This window comes from Thermodesulfobacteriota bacterium (assembly GCA_035559815.1).
Lineage (GTDB): Bacteria > Desulfobacterota_D > UBA1144 > Nemesobacterales > CSP1-2 > DATMAT01.
This window is the reverse complement of sequence record DATMAT010000052.1, coordinates 1-13,924: the sequence shown is the minus strand read 5'-3', so window position 1 is coordinate 13,924 and position 13,924 is coordinate 1. Positions and strand designations below refer to the sequence as shown.

Here is a 13,924-nt window from a genome sequence, read left to right as displayed (position 1 = left end):
ACGCTGCAGCGTGCCCCTACATTAGTGTTTTTAGGGGAATTTGAGATTGATGAAAAATAGAAAGTCATCCGTAATAATCGTCAGGGAGAATGATGGAACAGGCGGCTGCATTTGCTGCTCAGGGGGGATGGGAGAGTTCGCCAATAAAGACCCATCCTATGAAGGAATAAGAAAGATAGCCGAGGAGTGCGGGAGGCTTCACCGAGAAATCACCGATAGATTTGATGAGGATGAGGTTGAGATTATCCAGGTCGAGCCCAGGGCCTACTTCTACCTGATGCCCAAGCTGTTAAAAGACGTTCTTAGGTTTAACCCCTCCGTAACCACTGCCGTCCGCACGATGTTCTTCTGGTATCCCGTGCCGGCGGTGATTGTAAACGGCAAGCCTGTTGGCATGGGAAGGGTTCCGACGATTGACGAGGTAGTGGTGGAGTTAATAAGACCTAATTGACAATCGGACTATAGTTATGATATAAAAGGAAAAATTTGTTATGCCTAAAAAGTACCTCAACCCACCGATTATTGAAGCTGTTTGTGAGTTTCGCTTATCGTCTAATTCTAAATGGGACCTTACGATTCCTGGCTTAATTTATGAAAGAGTTCGTAATGAGTTTCCAAACAAAGAGCAGCGTCTAGTACAAGAAGTAGAGATTACACAAGGACCGCAGGGAGTACAGCAACAAATACGCTCAAGTGAGCGGGTCCTATTCCTTACAAATGATAGAAAGACTTTTATCCAAGTCGGCCCTCAACTTTTGGCGATAAACTGTTTAAAACCTTATCCAACTTGGGAGGGATTTAAGCCCTTGATTGAAAAGGCTTTTAACGCATTGATTAAAACCGTAAATGTCGACAAATTACAAAGAATTGGTCTAAGATATATAAATCGAATCGAAATTTCTAGCCCTTCGATTAACTTAGATGATTACTTTGAGTTTAGGCCCTTCCTTGGCAAGAGCCTGCCGCAAGATATGGCGAGTTTTATTGTTCAATGTTCGTTAGTTTTTTTCGATGGACGAGACTCTTGTAAGGTACAATTAACTAATGCATTGCCAGAGAAGCCTGAGAACCTTGGCTTTCTTTTAGACTTGGACTATTTTCTTGCTCATCCGCAGACAGTTTCCGTAGATGAGGCAATAGAATGGGTAGAAGGCGCCCACCAAAAAGTAGAGGAAATTTTCGAAGGGTGCATAACTCAATCCTTGAGAGAGATTTTTCAGGAGGATAAGTAAATGCATACGGTAACTTCTACTTCTTCTACAGAGAACGTTAAATATGTTTTGAACTTGGGACTAAGTCGGCAGGAGAGTGTTATCAAACCGATAGAGGAATATTGTTATTATTTTCTAAAACAGGGTTCTAATGTGTTAATTGAATCAGAAGCCTTTTCTGCAACAACTTTATCTTATATGGACTGGATAGGCTCTATTATGTATGTGTTCACCTCTGAGGGCAGTGCTAATGTAACATCTCAAATTGAAGAGGCTCTAAATCAACTCCATCAAGATTGGATTGAAATTCCAAAACCAGCTGAAGTACGTGATTATTTAATTCGTTATCCTGACTTAGCTAGCATATTACCATTTGTTTGTAAAGTAGCCCGAGAACGATTCGGAGTATATCCTGAGTTATCTCTAGAGGTTTATTGTGATCCTGAAATCGAAGATGAGTATCTAACGCTTTATGTTCGTCAGGAAAATTATGATGAAGATATTTTGAGTGCGATCGAAGATATATCAGCGCAATATGAATCTATACTTATGGGAAAATCTGGATGGTTTCTTGTAACAACCGACTTCCGTTCTCCTAAGTAGGAAAAATGAGCTTTGATTGGAAAGAGTATTTTAATTTAGCTCTCGTACTTCACGGACTTTATCCTAGAGATTTTGTTCAAGAGGCAGCTTTTCGAAGTTCTGTTAGTAGAGCCTATTATGCAGCTTTTTGTTGTGCCAGAAATTACGCTCGTGACAATCATGGTTTTCCCATTACCCGCAGTTCTAGAGAGCATAAAGATATTAGAAATCTTTTACGAAGCTTAGGAATGACTCAATTAGCTCGTAAACTCGATGTCCTGAGACAGTGGCGAAATAGTTGCGATTATGAAGATACAGTTCCTAATATTTCTCATTTAGTTGGTTTAGCAATTCATGAGGCTCGAGGAATTATTGGCAAGCTCACTTAGAGAATTACAATTAAATTGTACTTATCTAAGATCAACATCTTCCAATCGTAGTAACCTGTCCTGCTTCAGTTCTTTAGGTATGTTAAAAATAAAGATAAGGTATTAAAAAGGACCTTTTGAAAAAGGCTTAAAACTTGTGAATCTACTTTTCGGAAGTTACTAAAAGCCTGTTGTTATGTGATTATAGCTCATATGTCAAAAGATAATAAGGACAAATTCCCAGGAAGACTTACTAGAGATTAAAGAGGGGTCGCAAAAAGGCGCTACTTGAGTCCAAAACTAAGAGATAGGAACGACGCTGCAAGCTCCCCGGTAATAAAAGGCAAGTGCTTTCCATCGCTGATCAAAAGTTCAACTCTATTGGGCCATGAGTAACCAAAGACTTCGTCTGATAGTGGAATTCATTTTATTCGCGAAAAGTAATATAATGTAGCAAGTTTATGTGGAAAGAGGAGGATGGGCTACCATGCTGGAATTTTTCAGAAACATATTCGTTTCCGATTTTATGCCCCATGGTTATTGTTTGTTATGGAATAAGGATTTGGTCTGGCTGCATGTGGTGTCTGATTCCCTGATAACGATTGCTTATTACTCTATTCCTATAACCCTGCTATATTTCGTCCGCAAAAGGCAGGACATGGTCTTTCACTGGGTATTCCTCATGTTTGCGGCGTTTATTTTTGCCTGCGGCACCACTCATCTGATGGCGCTCTGGACGCTATGGGACCCTATTTATCGCTTTGAAGGTTTTATAAAACTGATAACGGCTGGAGTATCCATGGCTACTGCCCTTGTGCTCATACCACTGGTTCCCAAGGCATTAGCCCTTCCCAGCTCGGCTGATCTCGAGGCGAAAAATCGGGTTTTAAGAAAAGAGATCCTGGAGCGAGAGAGGGCGGAAGAGGATCTTCGGAAGGCCCACGAGGAGCTGGAGATTCGGGTAGAAGAGCGGACTGCGGAGATCTCCAGGGCGAATGAGCTTCTTAGAAAGGAGATTACCCAGCGTAAGCAGATGGAGAAGGTGCTACAGAGCAGTGAAGAAAGATATCGGGTCTTGTATGAAGATAACCCATCTATGTATTTTACGGTAGACATGGAGGGAAACGTTCTCTCGGTCAACCACTTCGGAGCAGAGCAACTAGGCTACACCCCGGAGGATCTGGTTGGTCATTCCGTACTCGATGTTTTCCATAAGGATGACAAAAAAGCCGTGTCCGAGCAGTTATCTCATTGCATAAAGAACCCCGGCCTGGTCTTCAGGTGGGAGTTTCGTAAGGTGCGGAGAGATGGCACCGTGCTGTGGGTGAGAGAGTCGGCACGTACTCTGAATGGGGCCAACGACAGCACAGTTGTCCTGATTGTTTGTGAAGATATCACCGAGCGCAAACAGATGGAAGAAGCATTGAGGCAAAGCCTCGACCAGTTGGCCAAAAAGAATCGTTATGAGAATATCGTTAGCACCATAACCCGTAGTGTCCACCAGTCCATCAACCTCGAAGAGGTACTGGAGAACGCCGCCGAAGAAGTAAGCAAGAACATCGACGGCGTGCAAAATATTGGCATCTTCCTGGTGGAAGGAGAATCAGCGGTTCTAAAGTCTTATAGGGGATTACCCGATTGGTTTGTGGAGCGTACAAAAAAAATTCCTTATCCTAAAGGCTTTATATGGAAAACAATAATAGAAGGTAAGTCAATATACTGCGCGGATGCTGAGAACGATAAGATTATCGGCCCCGCCGGGATAGAGCTGGGAACAAAAAGCTATTTATCCATACCTCTTTGCCATGCCGGAAAGACCGTGGGGGCTCTCGCGGTAAACTCACTTGAGAAAAAGAATGCCTTCGACGAGGAAGAGCTTAAGTTAATGGAGATAGTGGCACAACAGATAGAGACGGCGATCAACAATGCACGGATAACCGAGGCGCTTCGGGAATCGGAAGAAGCCCTCAGGGAAAACCTCAATCAATTGTCCAAAAAAAATAGGTACGAGACCATCATCAGCACTGTGACACGAAGCGTCCATCAATCAATAGACCTTCAGGAGGTTCTGGAGAACGCGGTCGAAGCGATGAGCAATAACATCGAGAAGGCAGACATTGTCGGAATTTACCTGGTCCAAGGAGAGGAGGCAGAGCTTAAAGCCCATAGGGGGTTAAACGACCTTTATCTCGAACGGGCGTTAAAAATTCCTTATCCAAAAGGGCTGACCTGGAAGGTGATACTGGAGGGGAGGCCGATTCACTGTGGAGATGTGGATAAAGATACGGTCATAGGTCCTGCTGGGAGAGGATTGGGAATAAAGAGTTATTTGTCCGTACCTATACATTTTGAAGGCAAGGCGGTCGGAACGATAGGAATAAATTCCTTCGAGAAAAACGCCTACGATGAGGACGAAATACAGCTACTGGAGATCGTAGTGCGACAAATAGAGGTAGCTATAAACAACGCAAAACGGGTTGAGGCACTCCGTGAGAGCGAGCAAAGGTTTCGAAACATGGCCGATACCGCTCCGGTGATGATATGGATGGCCGACCCGGATAAGCTTTGTAGCTACTTGAATAAAGGCTGGTTAGAATTTACTGGACGCAAGTTGGAAGAGGAATTGGGGGACGGCTGGGCGGAAGGCATCCATCCCGACGATTTCAAACGTTGTATGAGCACTTATCATGATGCATTCGAAGCCAGAGAAGAATTCAAGATGGAGTACCGTCTCAAACATTTCGGCGGAGAGTATCGTTGGATTGTTGACCATGGTACTCCCCGTTTCCTGCCAAATGGCGGCTTTGCCGGTTATATCGGCTCTTGTATTGACATCACCGAACGCAAGATGGCAGAGGAAGTGCTCCGGAGAGCGCATGACCAGTTAGAAATCCGGGTACAAGAACGCACGGCAGAACTGGAGGAGGCTAACGAAATACTGCGGAACGAGATTATAGAGCGCGAGCGGATGGAGAACGCTCTACGGGCTAGCGAGGCGAAATTCCGTGGACTCCTTGAATCCGCCCCGGATGCCATGGTGATCGTCACCATGTACGGAAAGATCGTTTTGGTGAACTCGCAGACGGAGGTATTGTTCAAATACAAGCGGGAGGAGCTGCTCGGGCAGGCCGTAGAAATTTTGATACCAGAACGCTTCCGCAGTAAACATGTACTAAACAGGGCTGGATACCAAGTGGATTCGGGCAGGCGCCCGATGGGTACCGATTTAGAACTATATGCCCGGAGGAGCGACGGGACTGAATTTCCGGTTGAGATCAGCCTTAGCCCTATCCAGACCGCCGAAGGGGTGTTGATTGCTTCTTCTATACGCGATATCACCGAGCGCAAAAGGGCGGAAGAACAGATCCGAGCATCGCTCAGAGAGAAAGAAGTACTCCTTAAGGAAATTCATCATCGGGTCAAAAACAACCTGCAGGTCATCTCCAGCCTGCTCAATCTTCAGGCCAGATATTCTAGAAATAAAGAGGTCATGAATATTCTCAGGGAAAGCCAGGACCGAATCGACTCGATGGCCCTGGTTCACGAAAAATTATACCAATCCAGGGAGATCGCCAGAATAGACTTTGCCGACTATCTTTACAACCTCACCGACTCTCTGTTGGTCTCTTATGGGGTTAACTCGAATGACATAACGCTCAATCTGAATGTCGATAATGTCTTAATAGGCGTGGATACGGCAATACCCTGCGGCTTGATCGTCAGCGAGCTTGTGTCAAACTCCCTCAAGTATGCCTTTCCATCCGGTGGGAAAGGTGAAATTCGGGTGGAGTTACACTGCAATGACGGGGATAATTTTACTCTTATTGTTGGCGATGACGGAATTGGTTTCCCGGAAAATTTAGACTTCAAAAAAACCGAATCCCTGGGTTTACAGCTTGTGTGCACACTGACAGAACAACTGGACGGTGCCATCGAGCTCACTCGGAATAACTCTCGCGGGACGGAATTCAGAATCTTTTTTTCTGAGCTTAAATATAAGACGAGGGTTAATTAAACCAAATGGCGGATGCTCGAATCCTCATCGTCGAAGACGAAAGAATCGTAGCCAAAGACATCCAAAACAGGCTTGAAGCATTCGAATACACGGTCGTTGGAATAGCCTCTTCCGGCGAGGAGGCCATTCAGAGGACGGAGGCTGCCCGGCCGGATTTGGTGTTGATGGACATCGTGATAAAAGGGGATATCTCCGGGGTGGAAGCGGCAAAGCGAATTCGTGATCGCTTTGATATCCCCATCGTCTACCTTACCGCCTATGCCGACGAAAAAACCTTCGCCCAGGCTATCACCTCCGAGCCCTATGGGTACATAGTGAAACCATTCAGGGATATAGAGCTGATCACCACTATCAATACCGCTCTTTACAAGCACAAGACGGAAAGAAGGTTGAGGGAAAACGAAAGATGGCTGGCCATAACGCTCAAGAGTATAGGCGATGCGGTGATCACCACGGATAGTGCGGGATTAATAACGTTCATGAACTCCGCCGCAGAAGCACTCACCGGTTGGAAGCAACAAGAGGCCCTGGGCCTGGGCTTGAATGAAGTGTTTAATATCGTGAATAAAAAAACAGGTACTCAGTCCGAAGACCCGTTGATGAAGGTGATTAACCAGGGCGTCGAAACCGGTCTTGCCGATAATACCGTACTCCTTTCCAAAAATGGCAGGGAATTATTCATCAGCAATAAAACCGCACCTATCCGAGATGAAAAAGGAAATATTACCGGTGCGGTCTTGGTCTTCCGCGATATAACCAAACACAAAAAGACGGAAGAGCTGCTACGACGTACTATTTCGTTTGTAGAGTTGCTCCAAAAGGTATCTGCCGCCGCTAACCAGGCTTCCACTGTCGAAGACGCCATGCAGTTCGCCGTTGTCCAGATTTGTACTTATATAGGCTGGCCGGTGGGTCATGTTTATCTGGCCGATTCCGCGAACGAATTAGCTCCCACGAAAATCTGGTACCTAAAAGATCCGGACCAATTTGATACATTTCGCCTAGTTACTGAGGTTACGCGCTTTTCTAAAGGGGTTGGATTGCCCGGCCGGGTCCTGGCGACCGGGAAAACGGTATGGATTATGGACGCGACTAAAGACTCGAATTTCCCCAGGGCAAGACAGGCCGGGGACATAGGATTGAGAGCGGCTTTCGGGTTCCCGGTGTTGGTGGGAGCGGAGGTTGTCGCAGTGCTCGAGTTCTTCTCCGAAGAGGCTATGGAGCCGGATGAACAGCTTCTTGAGATAATGGCTTATATCGGTACCCAGCTTGGGCGAGTGGTGGAGCGCAGGCAGGCTCAAGAAATTTTGGCTGCTGAAAAGGAGCGCCTCGCCGTAACCTTACGGAGTATTGGAGACGGTGTGATTACCATTGATACCGGAGGCGATGTGGTTTTGATCAATAAGATGGGGGAAGAAATCACCGGCTGGACTCAGGAGGAGGCCCGGGGGAGGCCGCTATCTTCGATTTTCCGAGTCAGGGATGAAAAGACAGGCGAACCTCTGGAGGGCCTGAAGCTGCTATCCGGTGCCGTGCCCGGTGTCCCCAGCCAGGCGATTTTGACATCGAGGTCGGGGATGGAGCGCATAATCGCCAGCAAATCCTCGGCTATAATCGATAAGAACGGCCTGGATATCGGGACGGTTCTGGTATTTCGGGATATCACCGAGCAAAGGAAAATAGAACAGGAGCTTTTAAGGGCACAAAAGCTTGAATCTTTGGGCGTACTGGCAGGCGGCATTGCCCACGATTTCAACAACCTTCTTACCGCCATCCTGGGCAATATCTCGCTGGTAAAGATGCATTTAAACAAAGAGGATGAGGGTTATGAGAGGTTGATAGAGGCGGAAAAGGCCTGTATCAGGACTAGGGATTTGACCCAACAGCTTGTTACATTCTCCAGAGGCGGTTTGCCCGTTAAAAAATTGACTTCTATCGAAGAATTAATAAAAGATTCGGCTATCTTTGCAGTTAGGGGTTCAAATGTAAAATGTGAGTTCTTCATTCAGGACGGCTTATGGCCGGTGGAAGTGGATGAAGGTCAGATAAGCCAGGTTATAAATAATTTGGTTATAAATGCCCAGCAGGCGATGCCAGGAGGAGGGACAGTAAAAGTTAAGGCGGAGAACATAAACACGCACGCACACGGGACTGAGCACAAGCTACCCCTGGAAGATGGCCGGTACTTGAGGATAACCATTGAAGATAGCGGATTGGGAATACCAGAAGAACACTTGTCAAAGATATTCGACCCATATTTTACCACCAAGCAGAATGGAAGCGGGCTGGGGCTGGCCACGACATATTCTATAGTAAAGAATCATAACGGGTACATCGAGCTTGAGTCTAAACTAGGGGTAGGCACGAGATTTTTCATATACCTTCCCGTATCCGACGGGACACCCCAAGACCAAAGGTTTGTCATCGAGGAAATTATACCGGGCAGTGGAAGAATACTGGTCATGGACGATGAAGAAGCGGTGAGGGAAACCATTGGCGAGATCCTGGAACACTTGGGATATACGGTCGATTACGCATGTGACGGCGGCGAGGCGATAGAAAAGTACTGCAAGGCTAAGAAGGTCAAAAAGCCATTCGATGCGGTAATAATGGATTTGACCATACCGGCAGGAATGTCGGGCAAAGAGGCAATCCAACAACTCCTGAGAATAGACTCAAGGGTAAAAGCAATTGCATCCAGCGGCTACTCGGATAACCCGGTAATGTCGGAATTCGATAAGCATGGGTTTAAAGGCGTCATTGCCAAGCCGTATAATATTTCCGAGCTGAGCAGGGTACTCAAAAGGGTGATAGCCGAGGGAAATGGATAGAGAGGGCAGGCTCAGCATGAGCGATTAATATTTGCTGGGGATAAATAAGAAATAAAAAACACCTCTCCTTATTAAACAAAAGACCATGCTTCGACAGGCTCAGCATGAGCGGATGCAACCGCTGGAAAAAAACAATAAAAAGCCGTTCACCCAGCGGAGTCGAAGGGTAAGTACAACTAAGGAATGAGCGCATTGTACCCACCAGGAATGATAATAGTAAGGAAAGAACTCAACCTACCGAAAATCCTGGAATATAATGAGTTGTCATTTCGACCGCAGGGAGAAATCTTAGTTTATTTCAAGTGTTAATTTAATTGCTTCATTAAGCATGACAAGGCTTGTTTGACTGAATCGAGATTAGTAGAGTTATATAGCTGAATTGTCCCTCACCGGATATTGGGTATGACTTCCCTTCCAAAAAGCTTTATACAATTCGATATTGTTTTGTGTGTTGCCGACGGGAATACCATCCGACAGGCTATGTAGTTAATGCCCAGTTCATCTCTATACCTCTTTAACTCGTTTATACAATCCTCGGGGTCGCCTATCACAAAACGATCTTCCGGCAGATAGTCGAACATGGGGTCGTCGAGTCCGGTAAGTTGTTGTCCCCGGACGAACATCTTGACTCCTAGGCTGAAATAGTATTTATACATGCTTATTATGTACTGGTCGGCTTCTTTCTTGGCCTTTTTCTTACTCTTGGCTACATAGGCTTCCCGGAGCAGGATATGCTCGATTCCATCCGGATTTTTACCGGCCTGTCTTGCCGCATCGTTGTAAATATTCACGGTCTCTCTCACCATCTGCATCGTCCTTCCCGGCCCGATGATGAGGGGATAACCGAGCCTTCCGGCGCGCCTTATGGCCGGCTCTTCGAAGGCCCCTATGTAAAACGGGATATGCGGTTTTTGAACGGGCTTCGGTGTTACGCTTACGTTACTAAACTGGTAGCGTTTTCCCGTGTAAGAGAATTTATCCTCGGTCCAAGACTTGATAATCACCTCGATCCCCTCATCCATCCGAGAGGGGCGCTCCCTCATGGAGATTCCAAAGCCGTCGAATTCCTCTTTTCTATAACCCAGCACCACGCCGAGATTGAACCTTCCGTTGGAGATGTTATCAACGAGAGCGGCGTCTTCTGCTACTCTTATCGGGTTTTGTAGCGGGAGGATTATGCCCGCCGAGCCGATTTTAATTCGGCTGGTAACTGCGGCCATGGCCGAGGCTAAAACGGATGGAGAGGGGCAGTATCCATCCTCAAGAAAGTGATGCTCTGAAATCCACGCAGAATCAAAATTGACCTTCTCAGCCAGTTTTACCTGCTCTAGGGTATTTCTGCAGATCTCTGCATAAGAGCTTTGCACTTTCGGATGAGTCTGCAGGCTAAAAAGCCCGATTCCGAATTTCATCCTTGGCCTCCTTTAAAATTAAGTGTCCTATTATAACATCTATTCTATTTTTGAATCCATATTGGATGTTGTCTAGAATAGGGCGATTTAGAAGCCACTCCTACTTGAATATATGCCATGATTGAATTTTCTAACACCACCGGATCTTCATATCCAGTGGTGTCATTCCCACGAAACTTGTCCTCGCGTACGCGGGGAGTGGGAATCTAATTTCTTAAAAATGGATCCCCGATAAAAGAGTTCGGGGATGACATGTGGAATGGATCCCCGACTGATCCCCCGGTTAAACCTCAAATCTCCTCCTTAGGCGGTCTCATGTACAGAAATAACCCAACTAACAAGATTAAGGACAGTAACAAAATAAAATACACCCCGATATCGACGGGAATGTAAAGGAAGGAACTGGAGCTGTTCTCCTGGTGGACAACGTGATATACGAATAGATAAACCAAATTTACAAAAACCAACGTATAAGCCAGGACTGTTTGCATCCTGAAGAGAGCCATTGACCTTCTTTCCTCCGTAGAAAACCAGTATTTCTTCCAGGGAACGTTTATTAGTGAGTCCGGGATTCTAGTTAAAAACTCCTTCAGCAGCCACAAAAAGATGTTTACAGCCGCCAGAACACCGAGATAGAGTTTGATGAAGCCAGATTTGCTTTGCCAACTGGTTGGTTTATTGTTGAAATCAAACTGCACCGCTAATCTGTCCGGCAACGTTTCATAGGTTGAAATCAGATAGAGTAGGCAAATAAGAAATAATGCAATAGAAAGTGAAAATCCGACTCTTCTGCCATTCATTGATTTGGGTTGCTAACTTTATTTCTGCTTTAAAAATACAGCCAAAGCACTGCTGTACAAAATAATTAGTAACAAACTGTTCATACTCGTAAAACAAGGGCTCGAGATAGATAAAAACGTCTTTTCAAGTCTGGTCACTCTCTCTTTTATGTTTGCTGTGTAAGAAGCGTCATAACCCATTTGTTAACTTTGCCCCCGTGACATCCTCTCTACACTGACACACCCCGTCCCTTCCGGACACCCCTCTCTAGAGGGGAATCTCTACATAAAGTCCCCTCTAGAGAGGGGATTAATGTGCGTGAGATGAAGAGACGCACAGTCACCCCATGCAATTCCAAGCAAAAAGAAAAACTTCATAAACTGGCCCGGTGGTTTAGTAGTGCCTATAAAATGAGGTGCATACTTCCTCCTTTCCACTGGACTTAACGGGCTCTTCGACTCCGCTGGGACAGGCCCTTCGACTCCGCTCAGGACAGGCTTACAGAAGGAGAATTAAAGAGGGGGTTTCTTCTTCATCCGTCATAAGTCCTTTGATTACTATCGGGACAACTCCGACAACCAATCTCTCACTTCGGACAGGTTTTCAGACAAAGCCTTTTTAATAAAAACTCTGTGACCTCTGTGGCCAATAGTTCTTCAATTCCCAAGCAGAATCGATTTATCGGTAAAAAATGTCCCTGCTATGCAGGCAGTCATGAAACAAGCCAGAGTAGCCCCCACCAGGGAGCGCAAGGCAACCTCGGCAATATCTCTTTTCCTACCAGGCACGATTGCCGATATGCCGCCTACGAAGATAGCCATAGAGGCAACGTGGGCAAAGCCGCAAAGGGCATAAGTGGTTATCACCGCCGACCGTTGGTGTTTCAGCAAGCCTTTACCCATGATAATAGCTAAATCCTGGTACGACACTACCTCGGTAACAATCACCCGCTCTCCGATAATCTTGGAAATGGTGTAAGCATCAGACGAAGGCACCCCCATGATGAAAGGAAAGGGATAAAAAACATATCCTAAAATTCCCTTTAGAGACCAGTCAACCTGGATGCCGGAAAGGCTGTTCACATAACCTCCAATTCCACCCACTATCAGGTCTAAGAGCGCAACTAAACCCAAAATGGCGATCAGTAGTGCCGCAATGCCCACGATGAGTTTAACACCGGCCTCCGCGCCATTAATAATCGTCTCAAATAGCGTGCCTTCTTTTACGTAGTAGGGAGCGACATTAACCCCCAGGGTCTTAGGGTCCTCACTTTCCGGCAGCAGGATTTTGGATATGAGTAGCGCCGCCGGGGCGGAAAGGATGGATGCGGAGACCAGATGGCCGGCAATCGCCGGAAATTGGCCCTGTAGCGTAAAAACATAAATCGCCAGTACGTTTGATGACACAGTGGCCATGCAGGCGGTTAAAACAGTACACAACTCCGACCGGGTCATTTCATTCAGATAAGGCCTGATTGTAAAGACGGACTCGATGCCCACAAAGATGTTGCTTGCCGCATTGAGAGACTCAGCCCCGGAGATCCTCATTGACCTGGTGAATACGTAGGAGAAGGCCTTAACCACCCGGGGCATGATATTGACAAAATATAGAACGGACATTAGGGTGGAAAAAAAGATTATGGTTGGGAAGGCCTGAAAGGCCAGAAAAAAACCAAGCGAAGTCTCTCCGTGTTCGTCTGTCGTTCCCGGAGGAAGGGCCAGCCTTCCAAATAGAAACCTTCCACCGGCAGAGGCAGAATCAAGAATCTTTACCACGATGTCGTTAACATACAAAAACACCTGAGCCCCAAAAGGCACTACGAAGACAAACAGTGCAAAAGTGATTTGTAGAACCAGTCCCCAGACTATTACCCGATAGTTGATATTTCTTCTGTCTGAAGAGAAGAGCCAGGCGATACCGATTAGAACAAATATCCCTACAAAACTAACCAGGTTATAAATTTCCATCCTCACTTCCAAGTGCTAACAATCAAACGATTCCAGTATTATGCCGAGCCTATCCGTTGATGATTGTGTCCCTTCTCACCAATCTGGGCCTCGCTCTCTTGTCTTCAATCATGAACCAGGCTATGACTGCGCTCCCCAATGCCAAAGCGCTCGTAGCCAGCATTACCAGGCGGAAACTAAAAAGGAATGATTCGGCGATTGACTTTTCCAGGGTACTCTTGAGCTCCGGGTCGAGGCCGGAAGGCAATTCTATCGCCGCCATTTTGATCATCTGTTGATTTAATATTTCCCGAGCCTCTAGAGGTATCTTCAGAGTTGATAGGTGACTATCGAGGGCGTAGTTGAAGAGATGAAGAATGATCACACCAAGCACGGCGATGGATAATAGCCCGGCGATCCGGGCTACGGAGTTATTTATTCCGGAAGCCAAGCCCGAATAATCTTCTTCTACTGCATTCATCACCGTGGTGGTGAGCGGAGCAATGCTGATGGCCATGCCCAAACCCAGTACCGTTACCGCCGGGAAAAAGGTAGACCAGTAACTCCCACCGATACTCGGTATAGCAAAGAGCAAGTATCCGATCGCCACTACCACTGGTCCCAGCACCAGAGGAATCCGGGCGCCGTACCGGCCTACCATTCCGCCCATCCGGCGAGATAAGAGGGAGATAATCAGAATGGAGGGCAGAAATGCGGCACCGGCGGAAGTAGCGGAGTAGCCCTGTACCTGAATAAGGTTAAAGGGAATGAAGAAAAGA

At 46.4% G+C, this 13,924-nt stretch carries 10 protein-coding genes; 6 read left to right on the top strand and 4 right to left on the bottom strand.

Translation table 11 applies throughout. The features are described 5' to 3' along the window. Positions 1-49: 49 nt before the first annotated feature. The 6 genes from VNN20_13255 to VNN20_13230 all read left to right on the top strand — a co-directional run bounded on the left by VNN20_13255 (position 50) and on the right by VNN20_13230 (position 9,007). On the top strand, positions 50-451 hold the full coding sequence (locus VNN20_13255; GenBank protein ID HWP93154.1) for a hypothetical protein: 402 nt from the start codon (positions 50-52) through the stop codon (positions 449-451). Between the two features lie 40 nt (positions 452-491). Then, a complete protein-coding gene (locus VNN20_13250) occupies positions 492-1,232 on the top strand; it encodes a TIGR04255 family protein (GenBank protein ID HWP93153.1) in 741 nt (246 codons plus the stop codon). Continuing rightward, positions 1,233-1,814, top strand: coding sequence for a hypothetical protein (locus VNN20_13245; protein HWP93152.1), 582 nt, complete (start codon positions 1,233-1,235; stop codon positions 1,812-1,814). A gap of 5 nt (positions 1,815-1,819) precedes the next feature. After that, positions 1,820-2,182: a DNA-binding protein gene (locus tag VNN20_13240; protein HWP93151.1), complete on the top strand. Its 363-nt coding sequence runs from the start codon at positions 1,820-1,822 to the stop codon at positions 2,180-2,182. Between the two features lie 466 nt (positions 2,183-2,648). Continuing rightward, a complete protein-coding gene (locus VNN20_13235; protein ID HWP93150.1) occupies positions 2,649-6,176 on the top strand; it encodes a PAS domain S-box protein in 3,528 nt (1,175 codons plus the stop codon). Between the two features lie 5 nt (positions 6,177-6,181). Then, positions 6,182-9,007: a response regulator gene (locus VNN20_13230; GenBank protein ID HWP93149.1), complete on the top strand. Its 2,826-nt coding sequence runs from the start codon at positions 6,182-6,184 to the stop codon at positions 9,005-9,007. 386 nt (positions 9,008-9,393) lie between these two features. Here VNN20_13230 and VNN20_13225 read toward each other — a convergent pair whose 3' ends face one another. The 4 genes from VNN20_13225 to VNN20_13210 form a co-directional block, all read right to left on the bottom strand. After that, complete coding sequence (locus VNN20_13225) at positions 9,394-10,419, bottom strand: LLM class flavin-dependent oxidoreductase (GenBank protein HWP93148.1); 1,026 nt, start codon at positions 10,417-10,419, stop codon at positions 9,394-9,396. A gap of 290 nt (positions 10,420-10,709) precedes the next feature. Further along, complete coding sequence (locus tag VNN20_13220; protein HWP93147.1) at positions 10,710-11,219, bottom strand: DUF1648 domain-containing protein; 510 nt, start codon at positions 11,217-11,219, stop codon at positions 10,710-10,712. 636 nt (positions 11,220-11,855) lie between these two features. Continuing rightward, positions 11,856-13,166 carry a nucleoside transporter C-terminal domain-containing protein gene (locus VNN20_13215; protein HWP93146.1) on the bottom strand — a complete coding sequence of 437 codons (1,311 nt, stop codon included), beginning with the start codon at positions 13,164-13,166 and terminating at the stop codon, positions 11,856-11,858. 49 nt (positions 13,167-13,215) lie between these two features. Continuing rightward, the coding region (locus VNN20_13210) for an MFS transporter (protein HWP93145.1) at positions 13,216-13,924 on the bottom strand (709 nt) is incomplete at its 5' end.